This window comes from Urbifossiella limnaea, assembly GCF_007747215.1.
Taxonomy (GTDB): domain Bacteria; phylum Planctomycetota; class Planctomycetia; order Gemmatales; family Gemmataceae; genus Urbifossiella; species Urbifossiella limnaea.
Genome location: NZ_CP036273.1, coordinates 747,964 through 764,942 on the forward strand (window position 1 = coordinate 747,964; position 16,979 = coordinate 764,942).

Here is a 16,979-nt window from a genome sequence, read left to right on the forward strand (position 1 = left end):
TGCCGGGAACCGACGCCCCCGGTTGCTCTCCGCCTATGGACCACCTCCAGACCGAAGCCCGCAACCCCGCGTCGGCCGGGCTCGACGAGCTCTCGGCCTACCAGTTCGTGCGCCTCATGGCCGCCGAGGACGCGAAAGCCGTTGCGGCCGTGGAGTCGCAGGCCGCCGCCATCGCCCGCGCCGTCGAGGTCGTGGCCGAGCGGATGAAGGCCGGCGGGCGGCTGGTGTACGTCGGCGCCGGCACGTCGGGCCGGCTCGGCGTGCTGGACGCCAGCGAGTGCCCGCCCACGTTCAACGCCCCGCCGGGCCTCGTCGTCGGCGTCATCGCCGGCGGCCACACGGCGCTGACCCGCGCCGTGGAAGGCGCCGAGGATCATCCCGAGGCCGCCGCGACGGACCTGACCGCGGTGCAGCTCTCCGCCGCCGACGTGCTCGTCGGCATCGCCACCAGCGGCCGCACGCCGTACGTGCTGGGCGCGGTCGAGTACGCCCGCAAGCTCGGGGCGTTCACCGTCGGCCTGTCGTGCAACCCGGACTCGGAGCTAATCCCGAGGGTCGATCTGGCGATCACGCCGGTGGTCGGGCCGGAGGTGCTCAGCGGCAGCACGCGGCTGAAGGCCGGCACGGCGACGAAGCTGGTGCTGAACATGCTCAGCACCGGGGTGATGGTGCGGCTCGGCAAGACGTTCGGCAACCTGATGGTGGACCTGCGGGCGACCAACGCCAAGCTCCGCTACCGCACCAACCGCATCGTCCGCGAGGCGACCGGCCTCGACCCGGACGCCGCCGCCGCACTGCTGACGCGCTGCGACGGCGAGCTCAAGACGGCCCTCGTGGCCCAGCTCGCGGGGCTGTCGCCGGACGGAGCCCGCGCCCGCCTCTCCGCCGTCGGCGGGTGGGTGCGCGCGGCCGTCGCCGTGAATGGCAAGAACGGCGTACACGCGAACGGCACCGAGGAACTGGTGCTCGGCTTCGACGGCGGCGGCACCCGCACCGTGGCCCTGCTCGCGAGCCGAAACGGCAGTGGCTGGAAGCTCCTGGGCCGCGGCGAGGCCGGCCCGAGCAACCGGCAGGCGGTCGGCACCCCCGCGGCGCTCGCGGCGCTGGACGCGGCCGCCGACGCCGCGTTCGCGTCCGCCGGTCGGCCGCGGAAGGCCGTGCGCGCCGCGGTGCTGGGCCTCGCCGGCGCCGGCCGCGCCGAGGACCGCGAGGTCATCCGCGAGTGGGCCGCGAAGGTTCACCTGGCGCCCGCCGTGGACGTGATCGAGGACGCGGCTCTGCTGCTCGCCGCGGGCACGCCCGACGGCTGGGGCGTGGCGGTGGTGGCGGGCACCGGCTCGATGGCCTACGCCCGCGCCGCCGACGGCCGCACCGCCCGCGCCGGCGGGTGGGGCTACCTCCTCGGCGACGAGGGGAGCGGCTACGCCCTGGCGCTCGCGGGGTTACGGGCCGCCGCCCGCGCCGCCGACGGCCGCGGCCCACGCACGGTGCTGACCGACAAGCTCCTGTCGGCGTTCGGGCTGACGCGGCCCGAGGAGCTGGTCGGCGTCGTGTACCGCGGCTGCGACCGGCCGGCGCTCGCGGCCCTGGCGCCGCTCGTGCTCGACGCCGCCGAACGTTGCCCCGTTGCGGCGGAGCTCGCGACCGCGGCCGTGGCCGAACTGGCGGCGGCGGCGGTGGCGGCGGCCCGACAGCTGGGCTACGGCGCGGCGTTCCCGGTCGCGCTGGCCGGCGGGTTGTTCGAGTCGCGCGCCGACTACCGCGAGCGCTTCCTGGCGGCCCTCGCGGAACAGGGCGTAACGCCGGCGCCGGTCGCCGTGGTGCGCGAACCGGCCGAAGGTGCCGTTCGACTCGCGCTGGCGCTCCGAGCGACCGCTTAACTTCCCACGCCGCTTGCGGCGTTGCACACCGAGCTCACACATGCCACGCCTCGTCTCCGCGGCAGCGGTTGCCGTGTTGCTCGCGCTACCCGCAGCCGCGACTCAGAACGCGCCGCTGCCGCCGCCGCTGAAGCGCGAGTTCCGCGGTGTCTGGGTCGCCACCGTCGGCAACATCGACTGGCCGACCAAACCCGGCCTCCCCGCCGCGCAGCAGAAGGCGGAACTGATTGCCATTCTCGACAAGGCCGCCGAGCTGAAGCTGAACGCGGTGATCTTCCAGGTCCGGCCGATGGCCGACAGCCTGTACCGTTCGGAGCTGGAGCCGTGGTCCGAGTACCTGACCGGCCAACTCGGCACCGATCCCGGCTACGACCCGCTCGCGCTCGCGGTGCAGGAGGCGCACGCCCGCGGGCTCGAACTCCACGCCTGGTTCAACCCGTACCGGGCGCGTCACCCGACCGCCAAATCCGTCGCCCCGCCGACACACGTGACGAAGGCCCGACCCGACCTGGCGCCCGCCTACGGCAAGCACCACTGGATGAACCCGACAAACCCCGAGGTGCAGAAGCGCTCGCTCGACGTCATCCTCGACGTGGTGAAGCGCTACGACGTCGATGGCGTCCACATCGACGACTACTTCTACCCGTACAAGGAGAAGGACGCCGCGGGGAAGGTCATCCCCTTTCCGGACGACGACACCTGGGCCGCGTACCAGAAGGCCGGCGGCAAGCTGGCCCGCGACGACTGGCGGCGCGACGCGGTGAACGCGTTCGTGCGCCGCATGTACGACGGCGTCAAGACGGCGAAGCCGACGGTGCAGGTCGGCATCAGCCCGTTCGGCATCTGGCGGCCGGGCCACCCCGCCGGCATTGCCGGGCTCGACCAGTACGCCGAGCTGTACGCCGACGCCAGGCTGTGGCTCAACGAGGGCTGGGTGGACTACTGGACGCCGCAGCTGTACTGGCCGATCGCCCAGCAGAAGCAGAGCTTCCCCAGGCTGCTCGACTGGTGGGCGGCCGAGAACACGAAGAAGCGGCACCTGTGGCCGGGGCTGTACACCAGCCGCGTGACGGGCGCCGACAAGGGCTGGCCGGCGACCGAGGTCGCCGAGCAGATCGGGCTGACGCGGAAGACCGGCGCGAACGGCGCCGTCCACTTCAGCATGAAGGCGCTGATGAAGAACACCGGCGGCGTCGCGGACGAGCTGAAGCGCGTGTACGCCGAGCCGGCGCTGGTGCCGGAGACGCCGTGGGCCGCGCCGAAGGAGCCGCTGGCGGCGCCGCGGGTGGTCGTGGCCGGGGGGAACATGACGGTGACGTCCGACCCGCCGGCGCGGTTCGTGATCGTGCGGCAGGAGACGGCCGGCGGTTGGACGACGACGGTCACAGCCGGCGGCCCGGGTGCCACGCTGCCGCGACGGGTGGGGCGGGTGCTCGTCAGCGTTCAAGACCAGGCCGGGCGGCTGAGCCCGGCGGTCGAGGCGCCGCGGCGGTAGGGCGGGGGGTTACTTCGCCTTCGGCGCGGCGCGGAACTCGTCGGCCGTCATCGTCTTTACCGTCCCGTCCTGGAGCAGGACGCTCCCGCCCTCGGTCTCGGCCTTCTTCTCGTACGCCAGCACCCCGCCGGCCGCCTGCCCGGCGGCGACGGCGCCCTCCTCGGCGGGCTTCACGCCCCACACGGCGGTCACGTCGCCGGCCTTCAGCGCCCGCACCCCGACCGGGAACGTCGCCTCGTACGCGGCCAGTTCGGCGGCGGTCGGGGCGGCCTTCTTCCCCTTCGCGGCGTGGGCGGCGGCGATCCCGCCGACCTCGCGGAGTTCGTCGGCGCGGGTCGGGTTGCCGTCGCCCGCGGGTCGGTTGTCGGAGGTGCAGCCGGCGAGGCCGACGGCGAGCGCAACGAACCAGGGTGCGAAGCGGGTACGGGTCACGGGAAGCTCCGGGTGTGGGTCGGGGGGAAACGGCCGACCCCGCCGCCGGCAGGGGGCCGGCGGCGGGGTCGGGCGGGTGGCGGAGCGGGGCGGGGCGGGGGTCAGTTCTCCGAGAGCGGCTCGCCGCCGGCTCGGGTGCCCATCGCCCGCCACGTCTGGATGGGGATCGAGTCGCGGACGAACCGGACGCTCCCGTCGCCGAGGCAGGCGTTCACCCCGCCGGTGTGGTAGCTGCTGGCGGCGATGTGCATCGACGTGAACGCCGAGTTCCCGCAGCTGTAGTGCTGGGTGCCGCCCGGCACGAGCCGGTTCCAGTTCACGGGGAGGGTGTGGGTGAACACGAAGTTCGACGGCAGGTTCCGGTAGTACTGGTGCCCGACGTACTTGATCGAGCTGCTCCAGTTGCTCCCGTCGACGCACATCGAAATCGTCGTGCCGTCGGTCTCGTTGTACCCGGTGTTCCCGCTGTTGATGATGACGGTGATGTTGTCCCGGAGGCCCGACCCGGTAGTCGAGTTGGTGTCGCGCGACCGCATCACCTCGGCGAACATCACCGTGTTGCTCGACCCGTCGGCGATCGACAGCACCGAGAACCCGCGCATGGTCTGGCCGTTGGCCGGGTACGGGACCGAGAAGATGCCGTCGCGGGTGCCGCTTCCGCCGCGGTAGTGGGCGTACGCGCCGAGCGAGCCGAAGTAGTTCTGCCGCCCGGCCCCGTTGTACGTCTGGCTCGACGGGTCCGACGGGCACAGGAACACCGGCACGTCGCCCGTGCGGGCGGCGGCGTTCGCACCGGTCTTGGCCGGGATCGACGCGTCGATCGGGGCGTCGCTGTTCACGTTGTAGTTCATGTCGAACTGGTTGTACTTGCTCGCCTGCTCGAAGTACGGCAGCAGCAGCGCCTGGAGCGGCGCCCCGCTCGACCGCGTGTTGCCGCCGATCACCGTCGTGTGCTGGGTCGGCGGCAGCGTGCCGTTGGTACTCTCGTAGTTGTGCGCGGCCAGCCCGAACTGCTTCAGGTTGTTGCTGCACTTGGCCCGGGCGGCGGCCTCGCGGACCTTCTGGACCGCGGGGAGCAGCAGCCCGATCAGGATGGCGATGATCGCGATCACCACCAGCAGCTCGATCAGCGTGAACGCGGACCGGGCGGCGGCACGTCGGCGCGACACGGGGCACCTCGCCGGAATGAGGAAGGACGAGAACGCGTGCGGGGTGCCGACGCACAACGCGTACCAAAGTGAGATCGCGATGAGTGAGACTGCGGCACACGGGCCGCAACGCCGCGAGCCGCGTCCGGGCAGTGTCAACGGGGTGTCACTGATTCGACACGGGTGTCACGGCGGCGTCGGCGGATCGACACCGACCCCGAGTTTCCGCATCCGCGAGATGAGCGTCGTCCGCTTCATGCCGAGCCGCGCCGCCGCGCCCTTCGGCCCGCCGACGACACCGCCGCATTCGGCCAACGTTCGCTCGATCAGCGCCCGCTCGGCCTCGCGCAGCGTCGGCGACCGTGGCGGCGCCGGCGCCGCGGCCGGCGCGGCGGTTGGTTCCACCGCCAGCTCCCCGAGCGGCACCCGCAGCTCCGGCCCGGCCGACAGAATGACGGCCCGCTCGATGAGGTGCTGCAACTCGCGCACGTTCCCCGGCCACGGGTACGCCTGCAGCGCCGCCAGCGCGGCGTCGGGGAGCGGGTCGTAGCTGCGGCCGAGGCGGCGGGCGAACACCCCCACGAAGTGCCGCACCAGCTCCGCGATGTCGCCGGGCCGGTCGCGCAGCGGCGGCAGGTGAACCGGGAACACGTGGAGCCGGTAGAACAGGTCGGCGCGGAACTTCCCCTCGCCGACCAGCTTCGACAGGTTGCGGTGCGTCGCCGCCACGAGCCGCACGTTCACGCGGATCGTCTTGCCGCTCCCGAGCCGCTCGAACTCGCGCTCCTGCAGCACCCGCAGCAGCTTCGGCTGCAACTCCGGCGGGATGTCGCCCACCTCGTCGAGGAAGAGCGTGCCGCCGTCGGCCAGCTCGAACCGCCCGACGCGCCGCTCGACGGCCCCGGTGAAGGCGCCCTTCTCGTGGCCGAACAGCTCGCTCTCCAGCAGCCCGGTGGGGATGGCGGCGCAGTTCACCTTCACGAACGTGCGGTCGCGGCGGCCGCTGAGCCGGTGCACGGCGCGGGCGATGAGTTCCTTGCCGGTCCCCGTCTCGCCGGTGACGAGCACCGTGGAATCGGTCGGCGCCACGACCCCCACCTGCTCCATGACGTGCTTCATCGCCGCGCCGCCGCCGACGATCTCGTCGGTGCGGCGCTCGGTGCGGATTTCCTCTTCGAGGTAGCGCTTCTCGGCCGCGAGGCGGGCGTTGGCGCGCTGCAACTCTTGCCGCGTCAGCGCCCCCTCGACGGCGAGCGCGACGAGCCGGCCGACCTGGACCGGGAAGTCCGCGTCGCCGGGGGCGGCGGCGACGGGCTCGAAGCTGGCGAAGCCCATCGCCCCGAGGCGCCGCCGCGGCGTGGTGAGCGGGACGAAGCACGCCGCCTTCACCCCCTGCCGGGCGAACGCGGCGCGGAGCACGGGGAACCGGCCGTCGAGCGTCGACGCGTCGAGCCAGAGGGGTTCCTGCGAGTCCCACACGACGGCGGTGGGCGACTCGCCGGCGGGGAGTTCGGTGGGCGTGTCGGCGGCGGCGGGGGGCGGGGCGCCGCCGACCGGTTCGAGGAACTGGAGGCGGCCGGCGCGGGTGTCGGGGTCGGCGAGGGCGAAGCTGACGTACCCGCGGGGGAGGTGCCCGCCGAGGGCGGCGGCGAGGTCGCGGAGGAGGTGGAGCAGGTCGGCGTGGGCGGCGACCGCCTGGGCGACGGCGAGCAGCGCCGCGGGCCGCTGGTCGGCCGGCGACCGGACGAGACCGGCGGGGCGGGGCATGGGGCTTCCCGATGCGGGGTGGCGGTTCGTGGGATTGTACGGGCCCCGCCCGCCCGAATGCCGTTCACCCCGCCCCCCCGGTTGTGCCGATGATACCGGACGTACCGAATCGCCGCGGGGCGCCCAGAGTGCCGGAACCGGACATGCCACGTCTCGCCCTCCTGCTCCTTGTCCTGTCGGCGGTCGGGTGCGGGACCGTGCGCGACCGGCTCGGCCCGCCCACCCCGACCCGGGCCGGGCTCAACGCCCGCGACGTGATCGACCCGCCGGCCCAGGCCGAGGCCGACGCGGCCCTCCAGTCGGGCGACCTGACCCGCGTGGCCGCGGACGTTCGGACGCGGCTCGCCGCGACGGCCGACCCCGGCCGGCCGCCGCGGCACGTCCTCTGCCTGTCCGGCGGCGGGTCGTTCGGGGCGTACTCCGCCGGCGTCCTGTGCGGGTGGACCGACGCCGGTACGCGGCCCGAGTTCGACGTGGTGACCGGGATCAGCACCGGGTCGCTGATCGCCCCGCTCGCCTTCCTCGGCCCGAAGTACGACGCCGACGTGCGGCGGTTCTACACCGACATCCGCACCCGCGACATCTACGTCACCCGGGTCGTCCGCGGGCTGCTGAGCGAGTCGCTGGCGGACACCCGCCCGCTCGCCAAGAAGCTGGACGAGGTGATCACGCCGGGCCTCGTCGCCGAGATCGCGGAGGAGCACCGCAAGGGGCGGCGGCTGTACGTCGGCACCACCGAGCTCGAGGGGAAGCGGTTCGTGGTGTGGGACATCGGGGCGATCGCCTGCCGCGCCGACCACGGGGCCACGGACCTGATCAAGCGCATCCTCCTCGGGTCGTCGGCCATCCCCGGATTCTTTCCGCCGAGCAAGATCGCGGTGACGGTGGACGGCCGGCCGTTCGTCGAGAAGCACGGCGACGGCGGGGTGTCGCAGGCCATCTTCTTCCGCCCGCCGCTCCCGGACGCCGGCCCGGCCGCGGCCGCGCCGCTGGCCGGCACGACCGTGTGGTGCGTGGTGGCCGGGAAGCTGTACGCCGACCCGGAGCCGATCAAGCCGCGGGCGCTGGCGATCGCCGGGGGCAGCGTCGGGGCCGTCATCTACGCCCAGACCCGCGGCGACCTCCAGCGCATCTTCACCCTCTGCACCCTCACCGGGATGAACTACCGGCTGACCGCCATCCCGGAGGACTTCGACGCCCCGAAGTCGTCGGCCGAGTTCGAGCGCGGGCCGATGACGCGGATGTTCGACGAGGGCTACCGGCTGGCGCGGACCGGCGAGGCGTGGCGGCTCGCCCCGCCGGGGCTCGGCCCGCGGGAGTCGCCGCTCACCCGGTCCGGCACCGCCCTGACCGCCCTGCCGCCGCTTGGCGGGTCGGTGCCGACGGTGCCGGGGCCGCCCGGCGTGCTCGCCCCCGGCCCGCTTGCGATCCCCGCCCCGCCCGGCGTGCTGATGAAGTGACGCGGCCCCGGCCGGGGCCACCAGTCGGGGTTGCGTCGGTGGGCGGATTCAGACCAAAATCCGCCCACCTTCCCAATCTCACGGGTGACACACGCATGCTCCGCTCCGCGCTCGCCGTCGGTTCGCTCCTGCTCGCCGGCGCCGTCCCCGGTCACAGCCGCCAGCCGGCCGCCCCCGACAACCTCGACGGCACCTGGGAACTGGTGAGCGTGATCGAGGGCGGCAAGCTGATGTCGGTTGACACGGTGAAGCAGACGACCATCAAGGACGGCCGGGTGACGTTCAGCGGCAACGTGATGCAGTTCACGCGCCCCAACGGGGCGGCCCGGGTGGTGGCGTTCGTGACCGACCCGAAGGCCAGCCCGCGGACGATCGACCTGGCCGGGGCGACGGCGGTCGGCGGGAAGGGCATTTACCAGCGTGACGGCGACAATCTGCTGATCTGCGTGCCCGGCGCGGACACCGACCCCCGGCCGACCACGTTCGCGTCCCCCACCGGCCGCGGTGACGTGCTGATGACGTTTCGCAAGGCCGCCGCCCCGGCCGTCCTCGGCCCGCCGCAGCCCGCGCCGCCGGCCCCCGCGAAGACGACCGACGCGGACATCCGGGCCGCCCTCGTCGGCACCTGGGGCCACCAGTCCGACGACCGGATCGTCCGCCTGACGCTCAACTCGGACGGGTCGTTCGCCACCCTCCTGACCTGGAAGAAGGGCTTCAAAAAACTCTTCGACAGCGAGGAGCGCACGAGCGGGACGTGGCAGGTGCGCGACGGGGTCGTGGTGATGACGACCACGGCCGCCCCGGAGCGGGCGCAGGTCGGGCAGGTCATGTCCTACCGGGTGGTGTCGGTCGCCGCCGGCGAGGTGATCTACGTCAACAACCAGACCGGCGAGCGGCGGATCGAGTGGAAGCTCCGCTGACCGGCCGGCGCGGCCCGGGCCGGTCAGTTCGCCTGAATGGTGATGACCGGCAGGCTCTCCCGCGCCCCGGTGTCCGACAGCGCCAGCAGGACCAGCAGGTAGGCCAGGGTCCGCTTCGACTCGAAGTCGGTCTTCTCGACCCAGAACCAGTACCCCTCGTAGCACACGGCGACGAACGGGTCGCACGGCCGCGTCCGGCTGCTGCGGACGTGGAACCGCGGGGTGCCGCGGTCGCCGCCCGGGTCGCCGACCGCGGGGGCGATCCCGGCCGCCTGGTGCTCGACCGGCACGTCCACGCACGTGCCCAGCTCCGACAGGATGCGGAGGACGGACCGGGACAGGATGGCGATCTCGTTCGGCCGCTCCGCCGTCGCCCCGAACGTCACCCGGAAGTCCTTCCGCCCGGGGTCCAACCGGAGCGACCGGCGCACGTCGGTCAGCTCGGCGGCGAGTTCGGGGTCGATGTTCTCGTCCCGGAAGAAGAAGCTGACGGCGTCCTTCTTGTCCTTGTCTTGCTCGACCCGGATGCCGGCGTGCCCCGAGATCTGGGCCTTGCGCATCGCCCGCGTCATCTGGGTGAACGCGGGGTCGGCCGGCCGGAGCTGGCCGCCGGACACGGACCGGTTGCGGACCCCGTTGATCGACTCCACCGTCAGGTCGAACACCAGGTCGGCCGGGTACCCCGACTGGAGCAGGAACAGGACCGACCCCGGGTTGATTGGGGACGTGATGTTCCGGATGAACTGCGAGCCGGTCTGGGGCTGGTAGGAGATCGTCGGGCGGTCCTGGTAGGCGCCCTGGAAGTTCAGCCCCGCCCCGAGCTGCTGGGCGAACGTGGCCGCCGGGTTGGTCGGCGGGCTGATCGCCCCGGTGGCCACGGCCTGGCCCTGGAGGGTGTACCCGCTGGTGATCTGCGGGACGTCCAGGAAGAACGGGGTGTCGGCGTACCGCAGCTTGACCACGTTCAGGAGCGTCTGCTCCTTCCACGACACGGCGACCGCCTCGTTGTACGCCGCCCGGTCGGCGACGACCGTCCGCGGGCCGATGTGCTTGCACCCGCCGCCCCCGGCGAGGAGCGCGGCCGCGAGGAGGACCGGGACGGGCGCTCGCGGCGGCATGCGGACCCCGTGGGACCGGCAACCCCGCGCCGCGTTCGGGGCGGGAGGGGTCGGTTGTCGTCAGTAATCGGATTGGGCGAGTTGTTCGGATGAGCGGAAATGTGCCGGGGGCGCTGCCGCCCCGGCCGGGCTTTCGCCCGGCACCGGCCGGGTGGCCTCCCGCTACCGGGGGTTCGAGGTTGATGATAATGAGGATGACCGGCACGACCGGCCGACCAGATCGCCGCCTGGGAGTCGTGCGATGGGCCTCTTCCCGGAGTGGGTCGGTTCCGCCCTCATGCTCGCGGCCGCCGCCGGGGTCACCCTCTGGACGGCCGGGGCGGTCTACTACGACGTGTGCGGCGGGGCGCGGTGGGGCCGCGCGGTCGCGGCCGCATGGGTCGTCGCGGTCGTCGTCGCGGTCCTCGTGTGGCAGCCGCTCTGGCAGCCGGTCGCCGCCCTGCTCGGGGTGGTCGCGGTGTTCCTGGTGTGGTGGTTCGGGCAGCGGCCGCGGCACGACCGCGACTGGGACCCGGCCGTGGCCGTGCTGCCGCGGGCGGTGCGCGACGGCGACACGGTCACGGTCGAGCACGTCCGCAACTTCGAGTACCGCTCGCCGACCGACTTCGACGCCCGGTACGAGACGCGCACGTACCGCCTCGCCAACCTGCGAGGCGTGGACATCGTGTTCTTCAACTGGGGCTCGCCGTGGATGAGCCACCCGGTCATGGTGTTCGACTGCGGCCCGGACGGCCGGCTGTGCTTCTCGATCGAGGTGCGGTACCGGCGGGGGCAGGACTACTCGGTCGTCCGCAGCCTGTTTCGGCAACAGGAGATGATCGTCGTCGCCGCGGACGAGCGGGACGTGATCCTGCGCCGGACGAAGTTCGAGCCGCGGCAGGCGGCCCACCTGTACCGGCTCACCACCACCCCCGACGAGGTGCGGACGGCGTTCCTGGACTACGTCGGGATGGTCAACCGCATCCACGCCCGGCCGCGGTGGTATCATGGGGTGTGCGCGAACTGCACCACCACGTACTACCGGCTCCCGAACAGCCGGTGGCGGCTCGACTGGCGGGTGATCGCCAACGGCCGGCTGGACGAGGCCCTGTACGCGGACGGGCGGCTCGACCGCGGCGTGCCGTTCGCCGACCTCCGCCGGGCCGCGTACCTCACCGACGTCACCAACGTCACCCCCGAGGCCGGGTTCGGGGACCACCTCCGCCGCGAGCTCGAAAGGCGCCGTCATGGACACTGACATCCTCGCCCTGGTGAGGATCCACGAGTACTTCCGCGGGATCTCCGAGGAGGCGATGGCCGACGTGCTCGCCGCCGCCCGGGTGCGGACGTTCGCGGCCGGCGACGTGGTCCACCAGCCGGACGACCCGTTGGTGACGGTCGGGTTCATCCTGCGGGGCCGGCTCAAGTCGGTGAAGGTGGACGCGGCGGGGCGGGAGTCGCTGTTGCGGGTGTTCAACCGCGGCGAGCAGTACGGGATGATGCTCGGGGTGCTGGCCGAGCCGGTCCCGGTCCGGGTGTTCGCGCTCGAGCCGGCCACGGTACTGGAGGTGGACTACGAAACGGCGATGGAACTCACCCTTCGCCACCCGGACCTGCGCCAGTTGTGGCTGAAGACGTACGCCGGGACCCTACGCAACCAACTCTTCGGGAGCACCCGCTCGAAGGCCCCGATGATGCTCGGGCTCGTCCACGACTCCCCGGCGACCGCGGCGGCCGCCCGCCGGCTGGTGGACCGCCTCCGGGGGATCGGCGAGACGCTCGGGGTGTTCAGCGACTCGGACGAGTGGCGGGGGGTGGCGGGGATTCGGTTCCGGTCGATGGTCGAAGACGGCCGGATGCTGGAGCCGGAGGAGATCCGCCGGCAGACGGTCGAGTGGAAGGACGTCAACCGGATCGTGTTCGACCTCCGGCTGGACCAGCCGTCGGAGCGTGTGACGCGGCTGTTCGAGATGGCGGACCGGCTGGTGTACTTCGTCCCGGCGGCCGCCGGCGCGGCGGCGGTCGCCCGGCTCCGAGCGCTGGGGGTGCCGGCCCGCGGGTGGCGGGACAAGGTGTGCATCGCGTGGCTGCTGGACGCCGCCCCGCCGGTGGCCCCGGCCGTGCCCGGGCTCGCCGAGGTGGTGCGGCGCACCTTCACCCTCGTCGGCCCGGCCCTTCAACTCCCCTGGGGGCGGGCCGCGGCGGGCGGGCTGGAGCGGCTCGTCCACGACCTCCGCGGGGTCCGCATCGGGGTGGCCCTCGGCGGCGGGGCGGCCCGCGGCATGACCCACCTCGGGGTGCTCAAGGCGCTGGAACAGAGCGGCATCGTGGTGGACATGATCGCCGGCACCAGCGCCGGGGCGATGACCGGCATCATGTACGCCTCCGGCATCGACCCGGACCACAACGCCGCCAGCTTCGCCGCCGACCTGCGGCCGTCGTGGCTGTTCCGCCGGCTCCCCGCCGGCGACCAGTGGTACCTCCTCTACAAGTACCGCCGCGGGCACTTCGACCCGATGCTCCGCCCCTACCTCCACGACTGGACGCTGGAGCAGCTGGCCGTGCCGTGCCTGTCGGTGACGGTGGACCTGGTGGGCGGGAACTCGGTCGTCCGCGACCACGGGGACGCCGTCCACGCGATCCTGGAGAGTATCAACCTGCCCGTCCTGTCGGTCCCGATCCTGCGGAACGGCCAGGCCCTCATCGACGGCGGGCTGGTGAACAACATCCCCGCCGACGTGCTGGTCGCGGCCGGGTGCAACCTCGTGATCGCGGTGAGCGTGACGGCCAAGATGGAAAAGGCGTTCGGCGACATCACCCCGGACCGCCCGGCCGCTGCGGCGCGGAAGCCGTCGGCCGTGAAGACGATCCTCCGCAGCCTGCTGGTCCAGAACCACAGCCTGAACGCTATCGGGGTGCAGCCGGCCGACGTGGTGATTGAGCCGGACGTGACCGGGTTCGAGCTGACGGCGTTCACCCGGGCGACGGAGATGGCCGCGATCGGCGAGGCCGCCGCGCTCGAACAGGTGCCGCGGATCCGCCAGCTGCTGACCCGCCTCGACCCCCAGCTGTTCCCGCCGGCCGGCTGACGCGGCCCCCGCCGCCCGGCCCGCTACCATAGTCGCACCGGCCCCGCGGTCCGAACCCGGTGCGACATGCTCCCGGCCGACGTGCTCCGACAGGTCCGACGACTCCACCTGCGGGCGCGGCGCGCCGTCCAGACCGTCCTCGGCGGCGAGTACCGCTCCGCGTTCAAGGGCGCCGGCCTGTCGTTCGAGGAGGTGCGGGCGTATCAGCCCGGCGACGACGTCCGTGCCATCGACTGGAACGTCACCGCCCGCACCGGCCAGCCGTTCATCAAGCGGTTCGTCGAGGAGCGCGAGCTGACGCTGCTGCTGGTCGTGGACGTGTCGGGGAGCCAGCGGTTCGGCACCGGGCCGACCACCAAGCGCGCCGCCGCCGCCGAGCTGGCGGCGCTGCTGTCGCTGGCCGCGGCCGGGAACAACGACCGCGTCGGGCTCGTCGCCTTCAGCACGCAGGTCGAGCGGTTCGTGCGGCCGGACAAGGGGCCGCGGCACGTCCTCCGGCTGCTCCGCGACATCCTGGCGTTCGAGCCCGAGCACAAGGGGACCGACCTGGCCGCGGCGCTCGACTTCCTCAACAAGGTGCAGCGGCGGCGGGCGGTGGTGTTCCTGCTGAGCGACTTCCTCGGCGGCGGGTACGAGCGCGCCTTCCGCCGCACCGCCCGCAAGCACGACCTCGTGGCGGTGCGCACGTCCGACCCGCGCGAACGCACCTGGCCGGCGGCGGGGCTGGTGCGGCTCGAAGACGCCGAGACGCGCGAGCAACTGGTGATCGACACGGGCAGCCGGCGGTTCCGGGAGGGGTTCGCGGCGCGGGCGGCGGCGCGGGACGCGGCGTTCCTGAAGCTCGCCCGCGGGGCCGGGGCCGACGTGATCGAGGCCGGCACCGACGGCCGGCACTTCGACGCGCTCCTGGGCTTCTTCCGCGCCCGCGACCGCCGCCGCCGCGGGGGGCACTGACGTGATGCCGCGGCCCGCCGGCCTGCCCCTCCTGCTCCTCCCGCTCCTCCTCGCGGCGCAGCCGGCCGGCGTCGTGCCGCAGGCGGCCGTCGCCCCCGACGCCCTCTGGCTCGCCGACACCGCCCGCCTCACCGTCACCGTCGAGGGGCCGGCCCCGCTCCGCGTCGAGCTGCCCGAGAAGGCCGACGAGTTGCTCGACGACGCCAGCCGCCGCGTCTGGAAGATCGACCAGCCCGGCCCGCCCGCCGTCACCCCCCTCGACGGCGGCCGCGAGCGCTGGTCGCGCACGTACCGCCTGTCGCCGTTCGTCCCCGGCGACTCCGTGCCGGTCGGCTTCGACCCGGTGAAGGTCCGCGCCGGCGGCGCCGCCTTCGACACCACCTTCCCGACCGTTGCCGTCGTGGTGAAGGCCAGCGGCACGCCGCCGACGCTCGAGGGCGTCGAGGTGCGCGGCATCGAGGACTTGCCGCCGGTCACGCCGCCGCCGCCCGGGCCGGTCGGGTGGGTGCTGGCGGGCGTGCTCGGGGCGGTGTTCGCGGCGGGAATCGTCGCGGGGCTGGTGCGGAAGTGGCGGGCGAAGCCGCCGGCCCCGCCGCCGGTCGTGCGGGCGTGGGCCGAACTCGACCGCGCCGCCGCCGCGCCGCCCGGCCCGGCCGCCGAGCGCGTCGCGGCGGCGCTGCGCGAGTACGCGGCCCGGCGGTTCGGCGTGCCGGCGTTGCACCTGACCACCGCCGAACTCGCCGCCGCCCCGTGGCCCGAGCACTTCCCGGCCGACGTCGTGGCCGCCCTCGCCGACATTCTCGCGGCGTGCGACCGGGCCAAGTTCGCCGCCGAGGCGCCGGCCGCCGACCTGATCGGGCCGGCCCGCAGCTGGGTCACGGCGGCGGAGGCGCAGGTCCGGCCGTGACCAGCGCCTGAATTGCAGCGGCGAACCCGGCCGGGTCGCGGACGCCGGTCAGCCGCAGCACGCGGCCCGAGGTCTCGCTCAGTTCCACCCAGCCGACGCCGAGCCGACGCCCCAGCCAGCCCGCGCCGGAGCGGACGGCGCGGAGGTTCGACAGCCACACCGGCGACTCCGGACAGACGAACGGACCCCAATCAACGAGAATCGCCCTGTCCGTGAGCCGGTACGTCCGTACTACTACCCGATAAGCCGCCCGGCCGAGGGCGAGCGGCCACACGGCCAGGACGGACCCGTAGAAGGCCAGCGGCGTCGGCTGGTCGGGATGGTGGCCGGCGAGCAGGACGCGGCCGATCACCAGCGCGGCACTGGCGACGACGGCCGCGGCCAGCGCGGGCACGGCGGCTCGGGGGTGGTAGCCGCGCCACGCCCGGTCCTCGAGATTCCGCCCCGGCCGCATGACGCCTCCCGGTGATTCCTCGCCGGTCCGATACTCTTCACCGGGCGCGAACCCGAATCGCGGCGGACCAAAATTCGCCCGGGTCGGCCGGCCACCGACCGGCGCGTAACCTACAAAGCGTTTAACGGCCGCACGAACCCGACTGTCTCGTTCTATCACCCACCCCCAAAGGGGCACGTCATGAACTACCTTGCCCTCCGCCGTCAGGCCTTGCTCCGCGCGTTAAAGACCGGCGGCCAGCCGGCCGACTCGGTCCTCGTCACCCACCCGGCGAACGTGACGTACCTCACCGGGTACACCGGCGACGGCGCCTACCTCGTGCTCGGCGCCAAGCACGCCGTCGTCGTCACCGACACCCGCACCGAGGAGCAGGTCAAGGACGAGTGCCCCGAACTCGGCAAGGACGGCGGGCTCGACCTCCACGTCCGCGGGCACGACGCCAGCACCCCGCAGGCCGCCGCCGCGGTTCTGACGAAGGCGGGGGCGAAGGCCGTGGCCGTCGAGGCCGCCCGGATGACGATCGCCGAACTGGACGCCTTCCGCGCCCTGGCCCCGAAGGCCGAGTTCGTGCCGGTCAACGGCGCCATCGAGGCGCTCCGCGCGTCGAAGGACCCCGGCGAGGTGGAGAAGATCAAGGACGCCATCCGGGTCGCCGAGCGGGCGTTCAAGATGTTCGTGGCCACGATCGCCGAGACGGACACCGAGAAGGAGATGGTGGACGCGCTCGAGCACTACGTCCGCCGGTGCGGGGCCAGGTGCTCGTCGTTCCCGCCGATCGTGGCCGTGGGCGAGCGCGGGGCGCTGCCGCACGCCGTGCCGACGGCCCGCCCGCTGTCGGAGGGGAGCAAGCTGCTCGTGGACTGGGGCGCCGACCTGACGTACAAGGCCGACATCACGCGGGTGATTCGCAACCCCTACGGCACGCTCCTGACGCGCCGCAACAAGGCCGAGCGGACGGCGCACAACCTGGACAAGGTGTATATGACGGTGCTGGCCGCGCAGGACGCGGCGATCGCGCAGCTGCGGCACGGCGCCGCGGCGAAGGCCGTGGACGCGGCCGCCCGCAAGGTGCTGGCCGCCGCCGGGTACGGCGACTACTTCACGCACGGCCTCGGCCACGGCATCGGCCTGGAGATTCACGAGGCGCCGCGCATCCGGTCCAACTCGGACGACGTGCTGGAAGCCGGCATGGTGGTGACGCTGGAGCCGGGCGTGTACATCCCCGGCTGGGGCGGCGTGCGGATCGAGGACGACTTCCTGATCACCCGCGACGGCTGCCAGAGGCTGACGACGCTGTCGCGCGAGCTGGAGCCGGCCCCGCCGACCGCGTAAGGCGGTGCGGTAAACACGGTAGGCCGGGGCGCGAGCCCCGGCCT

At 73.4% G+C, this 16,979-nt stretch carries 14 protein-coding genes and 1 pseudogene; 10 read left to right on the plus strand and 5 right to left on the minus strand.

The annotated features are described in order from the left end of the window. Positions 1-35: 35 nt before the first annotated feature. The 3 genes and pseudogenes from murQ to ETAA1_RS03270 form a co-directional block, all read left to right on the plus strand. Positions 36-917: pseudogene (gene murQ, locus ETAA1_RS33735) on the plus strand (N-acetylmuramic acid 6-phosphate etherase); the annotation flags it as partial. Positions 918-962: 45 nt separating this feature from the next. Next, a complete protein-coding gene (locus ETAA1_RS33740) occupies positions 963-1,880 on the plus strand; it encodes an N-acetylglucosamine kinase (protein WP_390621246.1) in 918 nt (305 codons plus the stop codon). A gap of 40 nt (positions 1,881-1,920) precedes the next feature. Beyond that, complete coding sequence (locus tag ETAA1_RS03270; protein ID WP_145234268.1) at positions 1,921-3,375, plus strand: glycoside hydrolase family 10 protein; 1,455 nt, start codon at positions 1,921-1,923, stop codon at positions 3,373-3,375. Between the two features lie 9 nt (positions 3,376-3,384). Here ETAA1_RS03270 and ETAA1_RS03275 read toward each other — a convergent pair whose 3' ends face one another. From ETAA1_RS03275 to ETAA1_RS03285, 3 genes are all read right to left on the minus strand, one after another. Beyond that, on the minus strand, positions 3,385-3,807 hold the full coding sequence (locus ETAA1_RS03275) for a hypothetical protein (RefSeq protein WP_145234269.1): 423 nt from the start codon (positions 3,805-3,807) through the stop codon (positions 3,385-3,387). A gap of 101 nt (positions 3,808-3,908) precedes the next feature. Continuing rightward, on the minus strand, positions 3,909-4,976 hold the full coding sequence (locus ETAA1_RS03280; RefSeq protein ID WP_145234270.1) for a DUF1559 domain-containing protein: 1,068 nt from the start codon (positions 4,974-4,976) through the stop codon (positions 3,909-3,911). 165 nt (positions 4,977-5,141) lie between these two features. After that, positions 5,142-6,722 carry a sigma-54 interaction domain-containing protein gene (locus ETAA1_RS03285; protein WP_238389362.1) on the minus strand — a complete coding sequence of 527 codons (1,581 nt, stop codon included), beginning with the start codon at positions 6,720-6,722 and terminating at the stop codon, positions 5,142-5,144. 143 nt (positions 6,723-6,865) lie between these two features. Here ETAA1_RS03285 and ETAA1_RS03290 point away from each other — a divergent pair, with 143 nt between their 5' ends. Further along, positions 6,866-8,182, plus strand: coding sequence for a patatin-like phospholipase family protein (locus ETAA1_RS03290; RefSeq protein WP_202920631.1), 1,317 nt, complete (start codon positions 6,866-6,868; stop codon positions 8,180-8,182). Between the two features lie 95 nt (positions 8,183-8,277). After that, positions 8,278-9,102, plus strand: coding sequence for a TIGR03067 domain-containing protein (locus ETAA1_RS03295; protein ID WP_145234274.1), 825 nt, complete (start codon positions 8,278-8,280; stop codon positions 9,100-9,102). A gap of 23 nt (positions 9,103-9,125) precedes the next feature. Here the strand turns inward: ETAA1_RS03295 and ETAA1_RS03300 are convergent, their stop codons facing one another. Beyond that, positions 9,126-10,220, minus strand: a complete 1,095-nt coding sequence (locus ETAA1_RS03300; RefSeq protein ID WP_145234276.1) for a hypothetical protein — start codon at positions 10,218-10,220, stop codon at positions 9,126-9,128. A 241-nt stretch (positions 10,221-10,461) separates the two neighbouring features. On the opposite strand from ETAA1_RS03300, the gene ETAA1_RS03305 reads away from it, so the two are divergent. The 4 genes from ETAA1_RS03305 to ETAA1_RS03320 all read left to right on the plus strand — a co-directional run bounded on the left by ETAA1_RS03305 (position 10,462) and on the right by ETAA1_RS03320 (position 15,149). Beyond that, positions 10,462-11,457 (plus strand): lipoprotein N-acyltransferase Lnb domain-containing protein, encoded by a 996-nt coding sequence (locus ETAA1_RS03305; protein ID WP_145234278.1) that lies wholly within the window; start codon positions 10,462-10,464, stop codon positions 11,455-11,457. After that, the gene (locus ETAA1_RS03310; RefSeq protein ID WP_145234280.1) at positions 11,447-13,288 is read left to right on the plus strand and encodes a patatin-like phospholipase family protein; all 1,842 of its coding nucleotides are present in this window, start codon (positions 11,447-11,449) and stop codon (positions 13,286-13,288) included. Before ETAA1_RS03305 ends, ETAA1_RS03310 begins: the two co-directional genes overlap by 11 nt. Before the next feature lie 66 nt (positions 13,289-13,354). Beyond that, positions 13,355-14,242, plus strand: coding sequence for a DUF58 domain-containing protein (locus tag ETAA1_RS03315; protein WP_145234282.1), 888 nt, complete (start codon positions 13,355-13,357; stop codon positions 14,240-14,242). A gap of 4 nt (positions 14,243-14,246) precedes the next feature. After that, positions 14,247-15,149, plus strand: coding sequence for a hypothetical protein (locus tag ETAA1_RS03320; protein WP_145234284.1), 903 nt, complete (start codon positions 14,247-14,249; stop codon positions 15,147-15,149). Here the strand turns inward: ETAA1_RS03320 and ETAA1_RS03325 are convergent. Further along, entirely contained in the window at positions 15,118-15,543 is a 426-nt protein-coding gene (locus ETAA1_RS03325; RefSeq protein ID WP_145234286.1) for a PH domain-containing protein, read from the minus strand. The genes ETAA1_RS03320 and ETAA1_RS03325 overlap by 32 nt on opposite strands. A 240-nt stretch (positions 15,544-15,783) precedes the next feature. Here ETAA1_RS03325 and ETAA1_RS03330 point away from each other — a divergent pair, with 240 nt between their 5' ends. Further along, on the plus strand, positions 15,784-16,935 hold the full coding sequence (locus ETAA1_RS03330) for a M24 family metallopeptidase (protein ID WP_145234288.1): 1,152 nt from the start codon (positions 15,784-15,786) through the stop codon (positions 16,933-16,935). The last annotated feature ends 44 nt before the right edge of the window (positions 16,936-16,979 follow it).

Coding starts and splice junctions, on each gene's coding strand:
- ETAA1_RS03270 (WP_145234268.1), top strand. CDS start 1,921: ATGCCACGCCTCGTCTCCGCGGCAGCGGTTGCCGTGTTGCTCGCGCTA.
- ETAA1_RS03285 (WP_238389362.1), bottom strand. CDS start 6,722: ATGCCCCGCCCCGCCGGTCTCGTCCGGTCGCCGGCCGACCAGCGGCCC.
- ETAA1_RS03290 (WP_202920631.1), top strand. CDS start 6,866: ATGCCACGTCTCGCCCTCCTGCTCCTTGTCCTGTCGGCGGTCGGGTGC.
- ETAA1_RS03295 (WP_145234274.1), top strand. CDS start 8,278: ATGCTCCGCTCCGCGCTCGCCGTCGGTTCGCTCCTGCTCGCCGGCGCC.
- ETAA1_RS03300 (WP_145234276.1), bottom strand. CDS start 10,220: ATGCCGCCGCGAGCGCCCGTCCCGGTCCTCCTCGCGGCCGCGCTCCTC.
- ETAA1_RS03305 (WP_145234278.1), top strand. CDS start 10,462: ATGGGCCTCTTCCCGGAGTGGGTCGGTTCCGCCCTCATGCTCGCGGCC.
- ETAA1_RS03310 (WP_145234280.1), top strand. CDS start 11,447: ATGGACACTGACATCCTCGCCCTGGTGAGGATCCACGAGTACTTCCGC.
- ETAA1_RS03315 (WP_145234282.1), top strand. CDS start 13,355: ATGCTCCCGGCCGACGTGCTCCGACAGGTCCGACGACTCCACCTGCGG.
- ETAA1_RS03320 (WP_145234284.1), top strand. CDS start 14,247: ATGCCGCGGCCCGCCGGCCTGCCCCTCCTGCTCCTCCCGCTCCTCCTC.
- ETAA1_RS03330 (WP_145234288.1), top strand. CDS start 15,784: ATGAACTACCTTGCCCTCCGCCGTCAGGCCTTGCTCCGCGCGTTAAAG.